The 20,486-nt window shown below is 57.2% G+C and carries 21 protein-coding genes; 7 read left to right on the top strand and 14 right to left on the bottom strand.

The window, feature by feature from the left end:
- The first annotated feature begins 318 nt into the window (after positions 1 to 318).
- The 4 genes from AUC61_RS25740 to AUC61_RS25725 all read left to right on the top strand — a co-directional run bounded on the left by AUC61_RS25740 (position 319) and on the right by AUC61_RS25725 (position 2,734).
- The gene (locus tag AUC61_RS25740; protein WP_243249060.1) at positions 319 to 1,068 is read left to right on the top strand and encodes a BamJ family beta-barrel-assembly machinery protein; all 750 of its coding nucleotides are present in this window, start codon (positions 319 to 321) and stop codon (positions 1,066 to 1,068) included.
- 382 nt (positions 1,069 to 1,450) lie between these two features.
- Positions 1,451 to 1,903 carry a YkvA family protein gene (locus tag AUC61_RS25735; RefSeq protein WP_243249059.1) on the top strand — a complete coding sequence of 151 codons (453 nt, stop codon included), beginning with the start codon at positions 1,451 to 1,453 and terminating at the stop codon, positions 1,901 to 1,903.
- A gap of 127 nt (positions 1,904 to 2,030) precedes the next feature.
- On the top strand, positions 2,031 to 2,378 hold the full coding sequence (locus tag AUC61_RS25730; RefSeq protein WP_243249056.1) for a helix-turn-helix domain-containing protein: 348 nt from the start codon (positions 2,031 to 2,033) through the stop codon (positions 2,376 to 2,378).
- The gene (locus tag AUC61_RS25725; RefSeq protein WP_243249055.1) at positions 2,375 to 2,734 is read left to right on the top strand and encodes a hypothetical protein; all 360 of its coding nucleotides are present in this window, start codon (positions 2,375 to 2,377) and stop codon (positions 2,732 to 2,734) included. The genes AUC61_RS25730 and AUC61_RS25725 overlap by 4 nt, the downstream gene beginning before the upstream one ends.
- Before the next feature lie 106 nt (positions 2,735 to 2,840).
- Here the strand turns inward: AUC61_RS25725 and AUC61_RS25720 are convergent, their stop codons facing one another.
- Positions 2,841 to 4,616 (bottom strand): bifunctional diguanylate cyclase/phosphodiesterase, encoded by a 1,776-nt coding sequence (locus AUC61_RS25720; RefSeq protein ID WP_243249052.1) that lies wholly within the window; start codon positions 4,614 to 4,616, stop codon positions 2,841 to 2,843.
- 338 nt (positions 4,617 to 4,954) lie between these two features.
- A complete protein-coding gene (locus tag AUC61_RS25715; RefSeq protein ID WP_243249050.1) occupies positions 4,955 to 7,036 on the bottom strand; it encodes a carboxy terminal-processing peptidase in 2,082 nt (693 codons plus the stop codon).
- 142 nt (positions 7,037 to 7,178) lie between these two features.
- On the opposite strand from AUC61_RS25715, the gene AUC61_RS25710 reads away from it, so the two are divergent.
- Positions 7,179 to 8,141, top strand: coding sequence for an NAD(P)H-quinone oxidoreductase (locus AUC61_RS25710; RefSeq protein WP_243249047.1), 963 nt, complete (start codon positions 7,179 to 7,181; stop codon positions 8,139 to 8,141).
- Between the two features lie 138 nt (positions 8,142 to 8,279).
- Here AUC61_RS25710 and AUC61_RS25705 read toward each other — a convergent pair whose 3' ends face one another.
- The 6 genes from AUC61_RS25705 to AUC61_RS25680 form a co-directional block, all read right to left on the bottom strand.
- A complete protein-coding gene (locus tag AUC61_RS25705; RefSeq protein ID WP_243249046.1) occupies positions 8,280 to 8,933 on the bottom strand; it encodes an HAD family hydrolase in 654 nt (217 codons plus the stop codon).
- Positions 8,934 to 9,118: 185 nt separating this feature from the next.
- A complete protein-coding gene (locus AUC61_RS25700; RefSeq protein ID WP_243249045.1) occupies positions 9,119 to 10,108 on the bottom strand; it encodes an ABC transporter ATP-binding protein in 990 nt (329 codons plus the stop codon).
- Between the two features lies 1 nt (position 10,109).
- The gene (locus AUC61_RS25695) at positions 10,110 to 10,907 is read right to left on the bottom strand and encodes an ABC transporter permease (protein WP_243249044.1); all 798 of its coding nucleotides are present in this window, start codon (positions 10,905 to 10,907) and stop codon (positions 10,110 to 10,112) included.
- Positions 10,894 to 11,736 (bottom strand): ABC transporter permease, encoded by an 843-nt coding sequence (locus tag AUC61_RS25690; RefSeq protein ID WP_243249043.1) that lies wholly within the window; start codon positions 11,734 to 11,736, stop codon positions 10,894 to 10,896. The genes AUC61_RS25695 and AUC61_RS25690 overlap by 14 nt, the downstream gene beginning before the upstream one ends.
- Positions 11,733 to 12,539 carry an alkaline phosphatase family protein gene (locus AUC61_RS25685; protein WP_243249042.1) on the bottom strand — a complete coding sequence of 269 codons (807 nt, stop codon included), beginning with the start codon at positions 12,537 to 12,539 and terminating at the stop codon, positions 11,733 to 11,735. Before AUC61_RS25685 ends, AUC61_RS25690 begins: the two co-directional genes overlap by 4 nt.
- 73 nt (positions 12,540 to 12,612) lie before the next feature.
- Positions 12,613 to 13,680, bottom strand: coding sequence for an ABC transporter substrate-binding protein (locus AUC61_RS25680; protein WP_243249041.1), 1,068 nt, complete (start codon positions 13,678 to 13,680; stop codon positions 12,613 to 12,615).
- A 361-nt stretch (positions 13,681 to 14,041) separates the two neighbouring features.
- Here AUC61_RS25680 and AUC61_RS25675 point away from each other — a divergent pair, with 361 nt between their 5' ends.
- The gene (locus AUC61_RS25675) at positions 14,042 to 14,761 is read left to right on the top strand and encodes a UTRA domain-containing protein (RefSeq protein ID WP_243249062.1); all 720 of its coding nucleotides are present in this window, start codon (positions 14,042 to 14,044) and stop codon (positions 14,759 to 14,761) included.
- A gap of 197 nt (positions 14,762 to 14,958) precedes the next feature.
- Here the strand turns inward: AUC61_RS25675 and AUC61_RS25670 are convergent, their stop codons facing one another.
- The 6 genes from AUC61_RS25670 to minC all read right to left on the bottom strand — a co-directional run bounded on the left by AUC61_RS25670 (position 14,959) and on the right by minC (position 19,429).
- Positions 14,959 to 15,123, bottom strand: a complete 165-nt coding sequence (locus AUC61_RS25670) for a hypothetical protein (RefSeq protein ID WP_243249063.1) — start codon at positions 15,121 to 15,123, stop codon at positions 14,959 to 14,961.
- Between the two features lie 84 nt (positions 15,124 to 15,207).
- A complete protein-coding gene (locus AUC61_RS25665; RefSeq protein WP_243249040.1) occupies positions 15,208 to 16,497 on the bottom strand; it encodes a M18 family aminopeptidase in 1,290 nt (429 codons plus the stop codon).
- A gap of 197 nt (positions 16,498 to 16,694) precedes the next feature.
- Positions 16,695 to 17,330, bottom strand: a complete 636-nt coding sequence (locus AUC61_RS25660; RefSeq protein ID WP_027898646.1) for an RluA family pseudouridine synthase — start codon at positions 17,328 to 17,330, stop codon at positions 16,695 to 16,697.
- Between the two features lie 80 nt (positions 17,331 to 17,410).
- Positions 17,411 to 17,665, bottom strand: coding sequence for a cell division topological specificity factor MinE (gene minE, locus AUC61_RS25655; RefSeq protein WP_122667456.1), 255 nt, complete (start codon positions 17,663 to 17,665; stop codon positions 17,411 to 17,413).
- Positions 17,665 to 18,477: a septum site-determining protein MinD gene (gene minD, locus AUC61_RS25650; RefSeq protein ID WP_032630046.1), complete on the bottom strand. Its 813-nt coding sequence runs from the start codon at positions 18,475 to 18,477 to the stop codon at positions 17,665 to 17,667. The genes minE and minD overlap by 1 nt, the downstream gene beginning before the upstream one ends.
- Before the next feature lie 211 nt (positions 18,478 to 18,688).
- Positions 18,689 to 19,429 carry a septum site-determining protein MinC gene (minC, locus tag AUC61_RS25645; RefSeq protein WP_243249039.1) on the bottom strand — a complete coding sequence of 247 codons (741 nt, stop codon included), beginning with the start codon at positions 19,427 to 19,429 and terminating at the stop codon, positions 18,689 to 18,691.
- Positions 19,430 to 19,548: 119 nt separating this feature from the next.
- On the opposite strand from minC, the gene AUC61_RS25640 reads away from it, so the two are divergent.
- On the top strand, positions 19,549 to 20,481 hold the full coding sequence (locus AUC61_RS25640) for a lipid A biosynthesis lauroyl acyltransferase (protein ID WP_243249038.1): 933 nt from the start codon (positions 19,549 to 19,551) through the stop codon (positions 20,479 to 20,481).
- Positions 20,482 to 20,486: the final 5 nt, after the last annotated feature.

Below are 20,486 nucleotides of genomic sequence, written 5' to 3'. Positions count from 1 at the left end.
CGGGACAGGTCCATGGTTACTTTTGGGCTCCAAAAGTGACGCGCCGTAAGGGCGCAACCAATACCCGCCATAACGCAACAACGGATATGTACACAAAATGCACTAAATGCATTAAACGAAGGTGAGGTCCCTGCCAACCAAATTGCCCCTCAGACCTGAACCCCAACTGAACATCCCACGCTCTTGCCAAGAAAACCTTTGGATACCTGAACTTATCTGCATTTTCTGCCTCTCATGCCGGTAGCCATTGATCGCGGCACCCTGATAAGCTCGCGGCTTTACTCGTTTGCCCTATTGGCGCATGAACAAGGAATCAGAATGAAACAGCATCGGTTGGCAGCGGCGATTGCCCTGGTCGGTCTGGTACTCGCAGGTTGTGATAAGCAAGCCAGCACTGTTGAGCTGAAAACCCCGGCACAAAAAGCGTCCTATGGCATTGGTCTGAACATGGGCAAAAGCCTGGCTCAGGAAGGCATGGACGATCTGGACTCCAAAGCCGTAGCACTGGGCATCGAAGATGCCGTCGGCAAGAAAGACCAGAAACTGAAAGACGAAGAACTGGTTGAAGCATTCTCGGCGCTGCAGAAGCGTGCCGAAGAGCGTATGGTCAAAATGAGCGAAGAGTCGGCAGCTGCTGGCAAGAAATTCCTCGAAGAAAACGGTAAGAAAGAAGGTGTAGTCACCACCGCTTCAGGCCTGCAGTACCAAATCGTCAAGAAAGCCGATGGCCCGCAGCCTAAGCCAACTGACGTAGTGACTGTTCACTACGAAGGCAAGCTGACTGATGGCAAGGTATTCGACAGCTCCGTAGAGCGTGGCAGCCCAATTGATCTGCCAGTCAGTGGCGTGATCCCGGGTTGGGTCGAAGGCCTGCAACTGATGCACGTTGGCGAGAAGATCAAGCTCTTCATCCCGAGCGATCTGGCTTACGGCGCACAGAGCCCTAGCCCGACGATCCCTGCCAACTCGGTACTGGTATTCGACCTGGAACTGCTGGGTATCAAGGACCCTGCAGCTGCAGGCGCACCTGATGCCGACGAAGAACCGGCTGCTCCCGCTTCCAAATAAGCGACGCACCGGCTTCAACACAACGCCCCGTTTCGACGGGGCGTTGTCGTTTCTGGTCGAACGGATCCGGATACGCGTAGTCGGAGTAACATGGCACGCGTCAAGGCACCAGAGCGTTGTCGGACGATCCAACACTTTTGTGACAGCGGCTGTGGGTAACTTCTGATCAGCCTCAAGTCAACGATTTTTATGGCTTTTTTTATGTGACTAAAAAACGCCCGATTTGACTGCGGACCAAGTAAAACGCGGCTTGTGGCCTCAAAAAGAGGCTCTGTTCACAAGGTTATCCACAAGTTGTGTGGATAACCTTTTTGAGTATCAGGCACCCACTTTTGTAGGATGGGTGTTTATCGGCAACGGACGACACTCAATGGGAGTGGATATGAAAGCACCCTGGAATTTGCTCCGGTACTTACCCATGGCGCGGAGGCTGATTGCTGCCGGCCGCTTGCCAGGCCTGTTATTTGCGGTGGCGCGCAAAGGCTCGGCCGAAGGCAGTCGTCTGGGTAAGATAAAAGACGATTTGCGCTTGCTGCAGGCGTTGTGCCTGGCGTACTGGAGAGGTGAGTATCGAGCAATCAGTCCCAAGGCGATCCTGTCGATCGTGGCGGGGTTAATGTACTTCCTCAGCCCGCTGGACGCCGTGCCTGACTGGATCCCGGGGATCGGCATGCTTGACGATATTGCCGTGCTGGCATGGGTCATGAAGAGTCTGGATGCCGAGCTGGATGCTTTCCGCGCCTGGCGTGCGCGTCAGTCACCAGAAAAGTTGATTGTGGTCGAACGTCTGCCAGCGACAGCGGCCTTGCTGGAGCAGGAAAAAGCCAGGGACTGACCGAGGGGGAGGCCGAACGAGATACCGGCAACGTATTCAGGTGGACGGGGAGTTGCAGACCGCTGTTAAGATGCCAGCATCTGAATAAACTTACTCGATGTGTGTAGTTGTTCTACATGGGGGTTGTATGGATCTGCAGGTCATTTCTCGTGATGGGGAGCCGGAGTACGCAGTTCTGCCTTGGGCTCAGTATCAGGCTTTACTGCAGGCAGCCGGTTTCACGACCCCGTCGGGCGCTGAAGCGGCGCCCGCATCGACAGCGAATGTCGCCGACGCTGCCGAGTTACCCGGGCTTGAGCAATTGGCTACGCTGCGTGCAGCGAAGGGGCTGGAAGTGGCGCAGTTGGCCCGAACCGTCGGTATCAGCCCGTCTTATCTGGACATGATCGAAAGCGGCGAGCGTAAACCGGATGCCGCTATTCTCCGTAGCCTCGCCTGGGAACTGGGCGTCATGGGCTGGAGGGGGGAGTCATGAGTGTGCGTATCAGCCGTCAGCACTGGGATGGGCTGTTGGCTGAACTGGATCAGGCTCGTAGACAACGTCATCTGTTGACCTATCGGGCATTGCTGGAGCGTTTGCAGTTGCCAAGCCCAGCCATGCAGACCCTGACCGCCGCGCTGGAACACTTGGCGGCTATCGACGCCAAGGCAGATCAACCATTGCGCAGCTCGCTGGTGATCAGCCAGGGCGCGAGTCGTTTACCGCGTACCGGCTTTTTTGAATGCGTTGAGCGTTTGGGACGGTTTTCGGGACCGTCGGATGGTGTGGCTGCGGCGTCATGGCATGCATCGGAAGTGGTTCGGGTTTTTGAGTTCAGTTATCCCGAGTAGCGGCAGAGAATTTGTCAATCTGGAATGAGATCCTGGGTGGGAGTCGCCCCGGTGTCCCAGACCAAGCACCGCTCCCACATGGGGTTGTGCTCATACCAGTAGCCCATCAGCCCACCTGAGCCAACCCTAACTCCCGCGTATCAATCACATGCACGCTCGCGCCCATGATGTCTTTGGCGTGGTGCTTGGCTTCCGAAGCGAGTTCAGCCAATTGGTTGGCGTCCAGGTCGGCGCATGACTCGGGGTGCAGATGAATCACACCGATCGACAGCGACAGCAGTGGAAATTCCTGACGCTGTCCTTGTCGATTGGAGGCAATGAAGCAACCTGCCTCAAGGTGCTCGGCGCGATAGAAGCGCCGACATTGATTCTGAAAGTCCTCCAGCAGCAGATTAAGGCGCTTCTGCCAGTCTTCGGAGCCGAGCACCATCAGGAAGTCGTCGCCGCCAATATGGCCGACGAAGTCCTGACTGGGATCGATACGGTCATTCAGGCATTGCGCGAGACACAGTAAAACCTCGTCGCCCCGGCCGTAACCGTAGATGTCGTTGAAAGGCTTGAAACTGTCGATGTCCACATAGCAAATCATTGATTCGCGCCCCTGTTGCAGCAAACGCGTCAGACACTGCTGGATCGGCACGTTGCCCGGTAGCAAGGTCAACGGGTTGGCATAGCGGGCCTGCTGGATCTTCAGCTCGGTAATCAACTTGAGGACATCGATCACCCGTCCCAGTCCCAGGTAATTGCCGTTAAGGGTGATGATGAAGTCTTCTTCGATGCGTTGACGGGCCCGACTGGTCAACAAACGACTGACTTTTTGCAGGGACTGGTTCAGTTCGACAGCGAGAAAATCATCGCTCATCAGGCGGCTGATCGGCTTGCGGGCGAACAATTCGGTGCCAAAGGGTTTGAGCAGCACCTCAGACAGCGAGTGCCGGTGCACGATACCGCACGGTCGGCCCTGGTCATCCACCACCGCCATGGAGTTCAACGCTGCCTGCTTGCGAAAGGCTTCTAGCACTGCTGCGGTCGGGGTGCTCTGCTCAACGGCGGGTTGTTCACTGAGCAGGGCGCTCAAATCGCTGCCTTCGTCTGCCAGGGTGGGCGTCGCCAGTGCGTCCAGCTTGGGTAGCAAGGTGCGTGCGTCGCGAGGCGGTTGTTCCTGTGGGCGACACAGCAGGTAGCCCTGCACCAGCTCCACACCCATTTCACTCAGTACCGCAAGTTCTTCCGGCAGTTCGATACCTTCGGCGATGACGGAGGCGCGTGAAGCTTTGGCCATTTGCAGCATAGAACCGACGAACTCGCGTTTGACGGCATCCTGGTGAATGCCGTCGATGAAATGGCGGTCGATCTTCACGTAATCGGGGCGCAATTCTGACCACAGGCGGAGGCTGGAATAACCGGCACCCAGGTCGTCCATGGCGATGGAAAACCCCATGTCGCGATAGTGGTGCAGGGCGGTGTAAAGCAGCTCAAAGTCTTCTGTCGGCGTCTGCTCGGTCAGTTCGATCACGACCTTGCTGGGCGCGATGCCGTAGCGTTGCAACAACTCCAGTGTCCGGCCCGGCGGGTGTGCAGCTTCCAGCAAGGATTCGGGAGAGATATTGAGAAACAGCTTGCCCTCCAGCTTTTGCTCGCTGAACCGGCGACAGGCGCTTTCCCGGCACGCCATTTCCAGCTCGCTCAGCCGTCCGGCGTGGCGGGCTACGGCGAACAGGCTGACGGGGGAGTGCAGGATGCTGTTGGACGGGCCACGGGTGAGTGCTTCATAACCCAGGATGCGACGTTCCGTCAGAGACACAATTGGCTGGAACAGGCTGTGCAAATCACTTCGAGCAAGAATCGAGCTCAATGCGCTCAGCTGTTCTGTCATGGTCATGGCGATCTCGGTGGCAAGAAAAAGGGGGTTAAGCGCTGGTGCGCTTAACCCCCTTATTTCACGACAGATTCATGACTGTTTGATGACGATTGCTGTCAAATAGCCAGTCCTCAAATTCTATCCAGCTTTTGTAGGAGCTGCCGAAGGCTGCGATTGGCTGTGTGTCATCCAAATCGCGATCGGCGCCGTCGTAACCTCCGACAACTCCTACAGAGAATCGCTATGTATCACCAATCTCCTGTAGGAGCTCACGAGCAACGCGAGGCAGCGATAGCGATTCGCCTGACACACCGTTATTGCGGGCGTCGTAACCTCCGTGCGCTCCTACAAGAGCCTCTTTACTTCTTGGCGACCGATGAACTCAAGCCCAGATAGTCGATCAGGATGCGACCAGTCTCGGACAGGTACGCGTCGTCTTCAGGCTTGGTCTTGTCGTCGTCCATCGGCAGAGCATCTTCGTCTTCTTTCTTCAGCTCTTTAAGCGGCTCTTCACCTTTGGCTTTACGACGGGCGTTTTCCAGCGCCAGTTGTTTGCCTTCGATAGCTGCGTGTTCGGCGCGACGGTCCACTTCGTTGAGACTGACGGTTTTCTCGTTCATCAACTGCTTGGCAAGCGCCAGGCGGTTTTCGATGAACACGAACTCTGCGTCTTTCGCTGAACGGGTTTCATGTCGCGTCTGGAGCTGAGCCAGGAATGGTTTGAACGGATCAATGGCCGGTTTGATCGCCGGTTTGATGCTGTCCCAAGGCATCGCCTCAGGCAGTGCGCTCTCGCCGATTTCCTTGGTGTCGATGATCGACGGATAAGTAATATCCGGTACGACGCCCTGATGCTGGGTGCTCTGCCCGGAAACCCGATAGAACTTGGCCAGGGTCAGTTTCAGCTCACCATGGTTGAGGGGCTGAATGGTCTGCACGGTACCTTTGCCGAAGGTCTGGCCACCGATGATCAGCGCGCGGTGATAGTCCTGCATGGCGCCAGCGAAAATCTCTGAAGCCGAGGCAGACAGGCGGTTGACCAGCAAGGCCATCGGGCCTTTGTAGAACGCGCCGGTATCTTCATCTTCAAGCACATCAACCTTACCGTCGGCATTACGCACCAGCACGGTCGGGCCCTTGTCGATGAACAGACTGGTCAGCTCGGTCGCTTCCTGCAACGAGCCGCCACCGTTGTTGCGCAGATCCAGCACCACGCCGTCGACCTTCTCGGCCTGCAGCTCGGTCAGCAGTTTCTTCACGTCACGGGTGGTGCTCTTGTACTGCGGATCACCTGCGCGATAGGCCTTGAAGTCCAGATAGAACGCAGGGATGTCAATCACGCCAAGTTTGTAATCACGACCATCCTGTTTCAAATGCAGGATCGACTTCTTCGCAGCCTGTTCTTCCAGCTTCACCGCTTCGCGAGTGATGGCAACGATTTTGGTGGTCTGATCGTTCGGCGCATTACTGGCCGGAATCACTTCCAGACGCACAACAGAGCCTTTCGGACCGCGAATCAGTTTGACGACTTCATCGAGACGCCAGCCGATCACGTCGACCATCTCTTTGTCACCCTGAGCGACGGCGACGATCTTGTCGGCCGGTGCGACTTGCTTGGTTTTGGCGGCAGGGCCGGCCGGCACCAGGCGCACGATCTTCACGTTGTCATTGTCGCTCTGCAACACAGCGCCAATGCCTTCCAGCGACAGGCTCATGTTGATGTCGAAGTTTTCCGCGCTGTCGGGAGACAGGTAGTTGGTGTGCGGATCGTAAGACATAGCGAAGGTGTTGATGTACGCCTGGAAGATGTCTTCAGCACGGGTCTGGCTCAGACGTGCCAATTGATTCTTGTAGCGCTTGGTCAGCGTTTCCTGAATCTTCGCCGGGTCTTTACCGGCAATCTTCAGGCGCAGGACTTCATCTTTGACACGCTTGCGCCACAGGTCATCCAGCTCCGCTTCGTTCTTCGGCCAGGCGGCGTCCTTGCGATCCACCAGCAAGCTTTCCTTGGCGGTGAAATCGAGCTTGTCGACGCCTTTGTTCAGTTCAGCCAGGGCGAAATCCAGACGCGACTTGATGCGATCCAGATAGCGCTTATAGATGGTGAAACCGGGATTCAGGTCGCCGCTTTTCAGGAAATCGTCGAACTGGGTACGCCACTTGTCGAATTCGGTGATATCGCTGGCGAGAAAATAGCTGCGCGCCGGGTCCAGAAGCTTGAGGTAGCTTTCATAGATGATGACCGAACGTTTGTCGTCCAGTGGCGGCTTGCTGTAATGGTGCCGCTTGAGCAGCTCAACTACGTTGAGACTGGCAATCACTTCATCGCGATCAGGCTGGAGGTTATCCCAGCTATTGGCGGCGAAGGAGCTGGCGGACATCGGCAAAATGCTGAGACCCACAACCAGCGCGAGGGCGGTACTTGGTAAGAAATGCTTCATGCTGATTCGACGCGGGGACAATTGATAACGCATATTAGGCCGTCTTTGGAAGTCGCCGGTTCCGTCGGATCCGGTCGCATAATGCAAGAAAGCCCGTGCTGCTTCAGCTTCGGGCTCAGTCCAGACTCACTATGGAGGCACTGTGAAGGCATTGCAAGGCGTTGAAGGTCGTGTGGAATGGGTCGATGAGCCAAGTCCGGCTCTGGATGTAGGGCAAGTTCGTATCAAAGTTGCCGCTGCGGGTTTGAATCGGGCCGATTTATTACAGCGTGCCGGGCTCTATCCGCCACCACCGGGGGCCAGCGAAATACTCGGGATGGAGTGTTCTGGCGTGATCGCAGAAGTAGGTCCAGGCGCCTCCTGGCAAGTAGGCGACAGGGTCTGTGCGCTGCTGGCTGGCGGGGCAATGGCCGAGGAAGCGGTGGTCGATGGACGACACGTTTTGCCGGTCCCGGAAGGCTTGTCACTGGCCGAAGCTGCGGCTATTCCTGAGGTCTATGCCACCGCCTGGCTGAACCTGTTTCAACTCGCCGGACTCAAACCCGGCGAGAAAGTATTGCTGCACGCCGGGGCAAGTGGAGTTGGTTCAGCCGGCATTCAGCTTTGCAAGGCATTCGGCAACCCGGTCTGGGTCAGCGTTGGTTCGGCGGATCGTCTGGAATACTGCATCGATCTGGGCGCTCAGGGCGGTGTCGTGCGCAATGAAAGCCTGGACAGCCTGAAAGATTTCGCGCCATTCGATGTGATTCTGGATCCAGTGGGCGCCAATTACGCTGAACTGAACGTCAAGCTGCTCAGTGTTGACGGTCGTTGGGTGCTGATTGGCCTGATGGGCGGCCGCGAGGCGCAACTGGACATGGCGCAGATTCTGGGCAAACGTATCCAATTGCTGGGTTCAACCTTGCGCAGCCGTGACGACACGTTCAAGGCTGATCTGTTACGCGATCTGGGGCAGCACGTCTGGCCGTTGTTCACCGAAGGCCGCCTCAAGCCACAACTGGCCCGCAGCTACCCGATCCAGGACGCTGAAGCGGCTTATGCCGAGCTGGCGACCAACAAGGTCAATGGCAAGCTGGTGCTGGTGATTGATGAGAGTCTGGTTTAAGGCCTGAATCTGGAACCCCGGCTCTATCCCTTGTGGGAGCGGTGCTTGCCCGCGAAAAGGCTGGACGCGATTCACTTTAGTTCGCGGTGTTCCTATCGCGGGCAAGCACCGCTCCCACAGGGAATGTAGCCAGGCTTGCTACTTCCAGGTGTGAATCGGCCATCCGGCTTTCTGCGCGTGCTCCAGCAAAGTCGGATCCGGATTCACCACATGGGGATAATCCACCTTGAGCAGCAGTGGCAAATCGTTGCGTGAGTCTGAATAGAAGCTCGCGCCTTCGAGGTTTTCACCTTCGGCGTCCAGCCACTCCATCAGGCGGGTGATCTTGCCTTCGCGGTAAGTCAGCGTGCCGACGGTCTTGCCGTTGTAAACACCGTGAGCCACGTCCAGATCAATAGCCAGCACTTCATCGATACCGATGCGTTCTGCGATCGGTTTGACCAGATGAACGCCGGACGCTGAAATCACCAGGATCCGGTCACCGGCAGCGCGATGCTCGGCGATGCATTTGGTGGCGTCACTGAAAATGATCGGCTCGATATAATCCTCGACCCACGGCCCGACCAAGTGGTCGACTTCCTCAGGTGTCCGGCCAAGCATCGGCTCCAGGCTGAAGGCCATGTAATCCTCCATCGCCAGTTTGCCTTCGCTGTAGGCCTGCATCAGCTCGTGGTCGCGCTTGATGAATGAGGCTGAGTCAACCCAGCCAAGCCTGGCCATCTGCTCGCTCCACAGACTGGCGCAGTCACCGGCGATCAGGGTTTCATCCAGGTCAAAAATTGCTAAAGCCATTAAAAGCTGTCCTCTGAAAATTAACTGAGCTGCGGCGCGGTTCCCTGTAGGAGTGAGCTTGCTCGCGATGGCGTTCTATTCGTGACGCAACCATCAAATTCGAGAATGCTATCGCGAGCAAGCTCACTCCTACAGAGGACATTGATCAGGCCTTGGTATTTGGCCGGATTAACACCGCCTCGTGATCAAGCCACCTCGCAAAGCGCCGAAGCATCAATACTCAGCGTCACTCGCGTCCCGTCAGCCAGCAAATCGTCTGCCGAGCGATTGAGCACGTCCACCACCAATTCCACACCGCGGGCCTCGACCCGATAGCGGATCACGTTGCCCAGCAGGCTGTGGCTGCGGATTTGTCCTTCAAGTTCGCCGGTCAGGCTCAGTTGAATGGCCTCCGGGCGAATGGCGATGCGGCTGTTGATCGGACGCTGCATCAGGCGGCTGACGTCGTCGGCTTCGAGCAGGTTGTAGTTGCCGATAAAGCCAGCGGCGAAAACATCCACCGGCGCAGTGTAAAGGGTTTCGGCGTCGCCGCTCTGCACGATACGACCCTGATTCATCAGGAAAATGCGATCTGACATGGTCAGTGCTTCTTCCTGATCGTGGGTGACGAAGATCGTGGTCAGGCCCAGTTCACGCTGAATCGCACGTATCTGCTCACGCAAATGTTTGCGGATCCGCGCATCCAGCGCCGACAGTGGCTCATCCAGCAGCAACAGGCGCGGGCGAGTCACCAGAGAGCGGGCGAGGGCCACGCGCTGGCACTGGCCGCCGGACATTTGATGCGGATAACGGTTGGCAAAATCAGTCAGTTCCACCAGCTTCAACACTTCGGCAACCCGCTTATGGGTGTCGTCGGCATTGACCTTCTGCATGCGCAAACCAAAGGCGACGTTCTGCTCCACGGTCATGTTGGGAAACAGCGCATAGCTCTGGAACACCATGCCGATATTGCGCTTCTGTGGGGTGACCGGCACCAGGTCCAGGCCATCGAGCACGATGCGCCCACTGTTGACCGAAGTTAACCCGGCGATGCAGCGCAACAGGGTCGACTTGCCACAACCGGACGGACCGAGCAGGGTGACGAATTCACCGCGTTCGATGGTGCAGTTGATGTCACTGAACACCGCTGTGCTGCCGTAATTTTTTTGCAGGTTTTCGACGCTGACAAAACTCATATCAGTCTTTGTCCTTATTCAAGCGATTGGCGGCCAGGGTCAGCAGCAACACGAAGAGGAAGTAGGAAATCACCAGCGCACTGTTGAAGTGACCGCTGCTGTTACGCATGTTGTTCAGGTACACCTGCAAGGTTTCATAGCGGGTGCCGACCAGCAGGTTGGCAAACACGAACTCGCCGAACAGGAAGGAAAACGACAGCAGCAGAGCGACCATCAGACCTTTGCGCAGGTTAGGCAGCACTACCAGAAACGCCGCTTGGCAAGTGTTGGCCCCTAGCAACTGCGCAGCGTCCATCAGATCCGTCAGGTTGATCGCCTGCAGGTTGTTACTGATTGCCCGGTACATGAATGGCAGGGCGACGGTGAAGTAGCAGCCGATCAGAATCCATGGCGTGCCGACCATTGCGAACGGTCCTGAACCGTACAGCTGCAGCAAACCCACCGATGACGCGACTGGCGGCACTGCGAAGGGCAGCAGGATCAGGATGTTCATCAGCGCATCCAGGCGCGGGAAGTGGTAATGCACCACGAACAGCAGCGGCAGGATCAGCACCACGGAAAGAATCAGCGCGCCCACGCAGACCAGCAGCGATTGACCAAACGCAGCGAGGAAACGCGGGTCGCTCCACAGCGCGACGTACCACTTGAACGTCAGCCCGCTGGGCAAAATGCTTGCTGACCAACTGGTAGATATCGAATACAGCAGCGTGCCGAGCAGCGGCAGCAGCAGGATGAAGAACAGCAGGTAAACGATAGTCCGGTGATAAAACCGGGCAGGGCCTCTTTCAACGCGAGACATGGTAGCTCCTCTTCAGCAACCACTGATGAACGACGGTGACCAGCGTCATCAGACCGACCAGAATCATCGCCAGGGCGCTGGCCATGTTTGGATCAAGACTGATGTCGCCCGCGACCATGGCTGCAATACGGATCGGCAGCACGTTGAAGTTGCCCGTGGTCAGGGCATAGACCGTGGCGTAGGCCCCCAACGCGTTGGCCAAAAGAATCACAAAGGTGCCGAGCAGAGCGGGAGTCAGTACCGGCAAGCCGATGTAACGCCAGAACTGAAAGCTGCTGGCGCCGAGCAAGGACGCCGAGTCGCGCCAGTCCTGACGCAGGGCGTCGAAGGCCGGGTAAAGCAGCAGCACGCCGAGCGGGATCTGGAAGTAGGTGTAGAGAATGATCAGTCCGGTTTTCGAATACAGGTTGAAGTCTTCGATGATCCCCGCCTGCTTGAGCATCAAGGTCACTGCACCGTTGAAGCCCAGCAGAATGATGAACGCAAAGGCCAGCGGTACGCCGGAGAAGTTGCTGGTCATGTTGGCGAAGGAGTTGACGAAGTCCCGCAGGCGCGAATCCACGTTGCGCAGCGAGTAACTGCCCAGCACCGCAATGATGATGCCGAACAGGCTGGACCAGAAGCTGATCTCCAGGCTGAACTGCATGGCCTGGCGGTAGAAACGCGAGTCGAAGGCCTTGATGAAGTTTTCGACGCCCCAGCCTGCTTCGGAGTGCAGGCTGTTGATCGCTACCCAGCCCAGCGGCGCGATCTGGAACACGAAGAAGAACAGGGCGAAAGGGAGCAGGCAGAGAAGCCCGAGCCATTTGCCGCGATTTTGGGTGCTCACTTGAGAATCTCCCGGCAGAACGGTTTGTCATGGGGCACACCGAGCAGTTCGCAGACAATGCCGCACAGCTCGGTTTGCCTGGGCGTTGCCTCAGGTTTCAAATTGAACGCACTGCCGAGCACGAACAGCGGCACCTCGCGCTCTTCGGGCAACAGGCCATTGTGGGAGCGGTCGTTGTTCATGCCGTGGTCGGCAGTGATCAATACCTGATAACCGGCGTCGAGCCAGCCTTGCAGGTAATCAGCGATGATGATGTCAACGCTACGCGCGCTGTTGCGGTATTGCGGGCTGTCGAGGCCGTGCTTGTGCCCGGCGTCGTCGATGTTCATGGGGTGAATCAACAGCAGGTTCGGCGTGTGTCTGACCCGCAGGCTTTCTGCGTCGGCAAACAGGTGCGAATCGGGATAATGGTCTGCGTAATAAAAGTGGCCGTGTTGAATCGGTAGTTCGAGGTCGTCGGTATGACGATCACGTGCAGCATCGAACGGCGTGCGGTTATACAACTCGCTGACCCAGTGATACGCAGCCGCAGCCGTGGTAAGCCCGGCGTCGGTAGCGTAGTGGAACATGCTGCGCTGGTTCGATAACCGGGAAACCTGGTTATGGACGATGCCGCTTTCAATCGGCGGTACGCCCGTCAGGATGCATTCGTATAGCGGGCGCGAGAGTGCCGGCAGTTCGCACTCCAGCTTGTAGAGCACGGCGCGATCTGCGTTGGCGTAAGCCTGCAGATGGCCCATCGCATGTCGGGCCACTTCGTAATTGAGGCCGTCGAGTACGATGAGGATGACATTGTGTTTCATGAGCCAATCGCTCCGACGGGATTCGATACGGGGAGGGCGATAAAAAGGCCTCATCCATGAGGCCGGTAGCGCATTACTGCATTTCGACGATGACTTGCTCGTTCCACATTTGCGGCAGTGCTTTGGAGGTCTTCTCCCATGCTGCTGCGTTCTTGATCGGCGTTACGCCTTTGTACTGCTCGTTTGGCAACAGCTTGGCCTGCACTTCAGCTGGCAGTGTGAGGTGCTCGGCACGAATCGGACGTGCGTTGCCTTTGGCCAGGTTGATCTGACCGGCATCGCTGAAGATGTACTCGCGGGCCAGCTTGGCGGCGCTAGGGTTCTTCGCGTATTTGTTGATGATGGTGGTGTAGCCGGAAATCACCGAACCATCGGACGGGATCAGTACCACGTAGTCATCCGGGTTGGTCATCTTGGCTTTGTAGCTCAGGCCGTTGAAGTCCCAGACGATGCCCACTTCAACTTCGCCTTTTTCCATGCTCTGGATGTTCGGGTTGTTGAGGGCCAGACGCTTCTGCTTGGCCAGTTCAGTGAACAGGGCCAGGCCTGGCGCGATATTGCTTTCATCGCCTTTCATGGCAATCGCAGCGGCCAGTACACCGTTGGCAGCTTGTGCGGCGGTACTCACGTCACCCACCGTTACTTTGTATTTGCCGTTCTTCAGGTCAGCCCACTTGGTGGGTACTTCAGAACCGTGCAGCAACTTCTTGTTGACCACGAAGGCGATGGTGCCGGTATAGGCCAGTGCCCAGTGACCGTCTTTGTCTTTCGCCCAGTCCGGGACTTGATCCCAGGTGCTTGGCTTGTAAGGCAGAGTAACGCCTTTGGCCGCAGCAATAGGGCCGAAGGCTGCGCCGACGTCGCCGATGTCAGCGCTGGCGTTGTCTTTTTCCGCTTCGAACTTGGCGATTTCCTGGGCCGAGCTCATGTCTGTGTCCATGTGCTTGAGGCCGTATTTGGTCTGCAGATCAGCCCAGGTGTCTTTCCAGTTAGCCCAGTCATCCGGCATGCCAACACTGTTGACTGCGCCTTCAACCTTGGCGGCTGCTTCAAGGGTTTTCAGGTCAGCATCTGCAGCCATGACTGAAGTGCTGAGAGCGATAGCGGAACCGAGGAGTGATGCCAGCAAAAGGTGTTTCATTCGAAGCTCCTTGTGCACTTCTGAAAGTTCTTTTTAGAAGTGATCGTTGCGGGTTGGTTGGTCTAGGTCAGCAATACCTGAGCCAAGTTAAGCTTTTTCGATGACATTTTTATGTTGGCGAGCTGTAGCGGTTGCCCTTGTTACAGCTGGCTCAGGCGCTGCGAGATAAGCGTAGACCATGACCAAAGCCTTGATATGGAAGGGCTTCAGAGGTTTTTTGGACAGTGCTGGCATGGTTTGTGATGGGGTTTGTCACGCAGCAGTCATCTACGCTAAGTAGGCTGTTTCTGCGCCCCGGTACGTGCAATGAGAATGGCTCGTGCCCCGTTATGGCGCTGGTCTAGTCCAGAAAGGTAATGTGATGCGCGAAGAAGTGCCCCGTGCGGTGACGACGATTTGTAATGCCCTGCAGGAGCAGATCGAGCATGGTCTGCTGCCGCCCGGTAGCAAATTACCCGCAGAACGTAAACTGAGCGAAGTGTTTGATACCACGCGTATCACCTTGCGTGAGGCGTTGGTACAGCTCGAAGCGTTGGGGCTTATCTATAGAGAGGAACGGCGCGGGTGGTTTATTTCACCGCCACGCTTGGCATACGACTTGATGCGCCGTAGCCACTTTCACGCGATGGTCAGTGCTCAGGGGCGAGTCGCTGACACTCAGGTTATCTCCGCGCGTTTGCAACCAGCGTCGGCAAAAATCTGTGAAATGCTGCAGTTGCCTGCGCTGTCCAGCGTGATTCAGATCTGCCGTGCGCGGCGCATTGATCAACGTCTGGTGCTGTATGTAGAGCATTATCTGAACCCGGAATATTTCCCGGGCATCCTTGATTGCGATCTCAATCAGTCACTGACCGAGCTGTACGCCAGCCGCTATGACTTGCGCTACGGCCAGGTGCGTTTCGAAATGGTCCCCACTGCGCTGCACGCCGAAGCCTCGGCGGCGCTCAAGGTTTCACTGGGCAGCCCGGGCTTGCGTATCGCGAGAGTCAACTTCGATCAGACCGGCCGCTTGATCGACTGTGATCTGGAGTATTGGCGGCACGATGCGATCCACGTGAGCGCGGTGGTGCGGGATATTTGAGGGATTGCCAGGGTATTGGTTAGCAAACCAATACCTACCTGGCTCCACCTGATCTGTAGGAGCTCACCGAGGTTACGAGGCCAGCGATGGCGGCTTGCCAGACAGAACGCTATCGCTGCCTCGCGTTGCTCGTGAGCTCCTACAGGGAGGTATCTACTTTGCGATAACTCATTGAAAACTTCCTCAGGAGGGGCATCTCAAGTCAGCTTCTCCAGAATCTTGAACACGACAGTGCCCAGAATCCCGATCATCCCCAGCCAGATCATGAATACGCCGCTGTTGCGCTCTTGGTAGTTGTAGCCAATGCACAACAGCAGCATGCCAGCGAGAATCGGTAGCAGAATCGAGAAAAACGCGTCCATGACGTCCAACCTCCAGAGGCTGATGGATTCAGTCTAGGTGGATTTGGACGCCATGGTGTTGATACAGAGCAGAGGTGAGCTGCCTCAAGGCAACTCATGACTCGCATAAAACGCGGTCAATACTTTCACCAGATGCGCCAGGTCATGACTACCCGCCAGTTCACGGATCGAGTGCATGGCGAACGTCGGCAGGCCGATGTCCACAGTGCGCACGCCCAGATGGCTGGCGGTAATCGGGCCGATGGTTGACCCGCAAGCCATGTCGCTGCGTACCACGAAGCTCTGCACCGGTACTTCTTCAGCCATGCACAGGTGGCGGAAGAACCCGGCGGTTTCGCTATTGGTCGCGTAACGCTGGTTGCTGTTGACCTTGATCACCGGGCCCGCATTGAGTTTCGGGCCGTGGTTGGCGTCGTGTTTCTCGGCGTAGTTGGGGTGAATGCCGTGGGCGTTGTCGGCAGAGACCAGTAGAGACTTCTGGATCGTGCGTACATAGTCCGCGCCATCCGGCAGCAGGCGCTGAAGGATCTGCTCCAGCATCGGGCCGTCAGCACCGCAGGTCGACGACGAGCCGACTTCTTCATGATCGGTGCAAACCAACAGACAGGTTTCATCAGTGTCGGTGCTGAGCAGCGCTTGCAAACCGGCATAGCACGACAGCAGATTATCCAGCCGCGCGCCCGCGATGAAGTCGGCATTCAGCCCGATCACTGCAGCGCTTTGTGTGTCGTAGAAACTCAGCTCGTAATCAAGCACCACATCAGCGTTCAGGCCGTGTTCGCGTGCCAGTTGATCGGTGAGCAAGGCGCGGAAATCGGCGCGTTCATCACCGGCAACTTGAGCGAGGATCGGCGGCAGCTCGGTTTGCGGGTTGATCGTCCAGCCTTCGTTGGCGGTGCGATTGAGGTGGATCGCCAGGTTGGGGATCACGGCAATCGGTAGCTTGAAGTCGATGAGCTGGCTTTCGACCTTGCCGTCACGACGGAAGGTGACGCGACCCGCCAGAGACAGATCACGGTCGAACCACGGGGCGAGCAAGGCACCGCCGTAGACTTCGACGCCCAATTGCCAGAAACCCTGGCGTTGCAGCTCGGGTTGCGGCTTGACCCGCAGGCATGGGCTGTCAGTGTGAGCGCCAACCATGCGGATGCCGCCGGTCAGTGGCGACTGACGGCCCAGGCGGAATGCCACAATCGATGAATCGTTGCGGGTAACGTAATACCGGCCGCCGGTTTCCGTGGCCCATGTTTCACGTTCGTCCAGGCGCTGGAAGCCAGAGGCTTCAAGGTGTTGAACGAGGGTAGCGGTGGCATGGAAAGGGGTAGGAGAGGCCTTGAGGAAATCAATCAGGCCCTTGTTCAGCTCTTCGCGCATAAGTCACTCCAGACAGCAATGGCGGGAGTTTACCGTATTGGCGGGGCGATGTTGGCAAGTCATTGAAGGCAGTGTGACCTTATAGTCCGGATGCGGCCCAGACCAAGCTCGGCTCCCACAGGGAGAATTCGATCTCATGTGGGAGCCGAGCTTGCTCGCGATTCAGGCGCCGCAAATATGAAGCTCGCTTCAGGTAATCAAAACGGCGCAGGACACTCAAACCGCAACCGCTCGCCACTCTGCGGATGGGTAAAGCTCAACATGCTCGCATGCAGGCACAAGCGCGGATACGCCGCCAAAGCTTCCGGATGTGCATACAAACCATCCCCCAGCAACGGATGCCCGATTGACAGCATGTGCACTCGCAACTGGTGCGAGCGCCCGGTAATCGGCGTCAGCTCGACACGACTGTAATGGCCGCAACGCTCCAGTACTTTCCAGAAGGTCTGCGCATGCTTGCCTGCTTCGTGATCCACCACATGCCGAGGCTTGGTCGGAGGGTCGTAACGCAAGGGCAGGTCGATACTGCCGCTGTCCAGCGTCGGTTCACCCCAGCACAGCGCGGTGTAGGCTTTTTCGGTTTCCCGGTCATGAAACTGCCGGGACAGCTCGCGATGCGTGTCCGGATCACGGGCCAGCAGAATGATCCCGGAGGTTTCCCAATCCAGTCGATGGACGATGCGGGCTTCGGGGTAGCCGTTTTCCTGCAGGCGGGTAATCAGGCAGTCCTTGTTGTCCTCGGCACGGCCGGGGACGGAAAGCAGCAGGGTTGGCTTATCAATCACCAGAACGGCAGCGTCCTGATGAATGATGCGGATGTTCGACAACGGCATTTAACGGCCTCTAAACGCAACGGCGGCATCAGCGCCACTCGCAAGAATGGTGCTAATGCCGCCGCAAGCAACCGCCGGATCTAGCGATCTGGCAGGGTGATGTTGAGTTCCAGAATCGAACAGCTGCCCTGATTTTCCAGAGCAACCTGCACATCGTTGGACTCGATGTTGACGTACTTGCGGATCACTTCAACCAGCTCTTTTTGCAGGGCTGGCAAGTAGTCCGGAGTTGTACGCTGGCCGCGTTCATGCGCCACGATGATCTGTAGACGCTCTTTCGCGACCGACGCGGTGGTGGTTTTTTTGCTGGCGCGAAAGAAGTCGAAAATGTTCATCAGTTACCCCCGAACAGGCGTTCGAAAAATCCTTTCTTCTGTACGTCCAGGAAACGGTGCTCACGATCTTTGCCCAACAGACGATCAACAGCATCGCTGTAGGCCTGACCGGCATCGCTCTGCTCATCAAGGATGACTGGCACGCCCTGGTTGGAAGCTTTCAGTACCGCCTGGGACTCAGGGATCACGCCCAGTAGTGTCACCGCGAGGATTTCCTTGACGTCTTCAACGCCCAGCATCTCGCCTTTGCTGACGCGCTCCGGATTGTAGCGGGTCAGCAGCAGGTGTTCCTTGATTGGCTCTTCGTTACGCTCGGCGCGACGCGATTTGCTGGCCAGCAGGCCCAGCATGCGGTCGGAGTCACGTACAGACGATACTTCGGGGTTGGTCACGACGATCGCTTCGTCGGCGAAGTACATCGCCAGGTGAGCACCTGTCTCGATACCTGCCGGGGAGTCGCAGACGATGTACTCGAAGGATTCCTTGAGTTCCATCAGGACTTTTTCCACGCCTTCCTTGGTCAGCGCTTCCTTGTCACGGGTCTGGCTGGCAGCCAGAACGTACAGGCCTTCGATCTTCTTGTCTTTGATCAGGGCCTGTTGCAGGTTGGCTTCGCCGTTTACCACGTTGACGAAGTCATACACCACGCGACGCTCGCAGCCCATGATCAGGTCGAGGTTACGCAAGCCGACGTCGAAGTCGACGATGACAGTTTTGTGGCCGCGCAATGCGAGACCGGTGCCGATGGCGGCGCTGGTGGTGGTCTTGCCCACACCACCCTTGCCGGATGTAACCACGAGAATCTTGGCCAAGGTGTATCACCCCTAGAGGAAAAGGACAGTTAGTCCTGAAGAGCGTCCCTTGAAGCGGCGACCGTCGAACAATGATGGAAATTGAAAAGCTCCCGGGGTGTCCTACCTTGAGAGCAATTTGCCAGGAACGATGAAAGCCCCCGGATTTCCTACTACCTTTGCTACGTTTTCGCGACGAATCAGGGATGCTTTGAAAATGGCGCAGTATCCGTTAAAGCCGGATGATGTTCAACACGTCACCTGACAGGCTGACCTGTACCGACGTACCCCAGAGTGGATCCCTGCGTAAATCTTCGGAAACCTTGTATTGCCCGGCGATGGATATCAGCTCCGCGCCCATTTGCTGACAGAAAATTCGCGCTTTGGTGTCGCCTTTTATTCCTGCCAGCGCCCGTCCGCGCAATGGGCCGTAAACATGGATGTTGCCATCGGCCAGAAGTTCCGCACCGGGACTGACCGGAGCAATGACCACCAGGTCGCCGCCGGGGGCGTAAATCTGCTGTCCACCGCGCACCGGCGTAGTGATCACGCGCGTAGGCTTGACGGTGGGCTCTGGCGGTTTTTCCGCTTTTTTCTTCGCAGCGTCGCCTTCCAGAGGGTCCAGTGGACGCTCACGGGCACCTGATGGTGGCAATACCGGCAAATCAATCGCGATGGCAGCGGCGATGTCTTCGATCCGGCTGGCACGGATCGCCAGGGTACGCAGGCCATGCTGGCGGCAAACCCGCATCAGGCCGGGCAAATCCAAGGCACCGCTGTCGGCGGGGAGCTTGTCGAGCGCCAGCACCAGCGGGGTGTTGCTGAAAAAATTCGGAGCCTGAGCCACTTTTGCCGCCAACTGACGGTCGAGGGCCTCAAGGTTGTTGCGAGCCAGCTCCAGCACGGTGATGGCGAGCATGCTGCCCTTGAGTTGGAAGACTGGATCCTGTTCTTGCGATTCGTTTTGGCTCATGGTCGGCATACAACGGCTTGTCGCTAAAAGTGCCGAGACTTATAACGAGAACGCCCGCTAGCCGCAAGCGGGGTCGAACCGTTGTAGAATGCGCGGCCATGGTTCTGGTGGAAGCTTTAATGGATCGCCCGCGTTTTCGAGCTTATTTTCTTCACCCCCGTTTCTGGCCGCTATGGCTGGGGCTTGGGCTGCTGTGGCTGGTTGTTCAACTGCCATTTCGCGTTCTGTTAGTCATCGGGCGGCTGTTGGGCGCAGTGATGTACCGGTTCGCCGCTGATCGCAAATACATTGCGTCGCGCAATCTGGAGCTGTGTTTTCCGCATTTGTCCGCGGATGAACGCAAGCGTCTGCTCAAGGAAAACTTCGCTTCAACCGGCATCGCCTTTTTTGAAATGGCCATGAGCTGGTGGTGGTCCAGGGAGCGCCTCGCCAGGCTGGCGCACATCGAAGGTCTGGAACATCTGCAGGCTGCGCACCAGCAAGGGCAGGGCGTGATTCTCATGGCGCTGCATTTCACTACGCTGGAAGTCGGTGCTGCGCTGTTGGGGCAGCAACACACGATTGATGGCATGTACCGCGAACATAAAAATCCGCTGTTCGATTTTGTTCAGCGTCGCGGCCGTGAGCGTCACAATCTGGATTCGCTGGCGGTAGAGCGTGAAGACGTACGCGGCATGCTCAAGCTACTGCGTGCCGGCCGCGCCATCTGGTACGCACCGGATCAGGATTACGGTGCGAAGCAGAGTGTTTTTGTCCCGTTGTTCGGCATTCAGGCTGCCACCGTGACGGCCACCAGCAAATTTGCCAAGCTGGGACGTGCTCAGGTTGTACCGTTTACTCAGCAGCGCCTGGCTGACGGCAGTGGCTATCGATTGGTCATCCATGCGCCGTTGCAGGATTTTCCGGGCGAAAGTGATGAAGTCGATTGCCTGCGCATCAATCAATGGGTAGAAAGTGCCATTACGGAGTGTCCTGAGCAGTATCTCTGGGCGCACCGTCGATTCAAAAGCCGACCTCCGGGCGAGCCTAAAATCTATAAAAAGCGTGAGTGATCAAC

This window comes from Pseudomonas maioricensis (assembly GCF_022790535.1).
Classification (GTDB): domain Bacteria; phylum Pseudomonadota; class Gammaproteobacteria; order Pseudomonadales; family Pseudomonadaceae; genus Aquipseudomonas; species Aquipseudomonas maioricensis.
The sequence above is the reverse complement of the archived record's forward strand: the minus strand, read 5'-3'. Positions and strand labels throughout refer to the sequence as shown.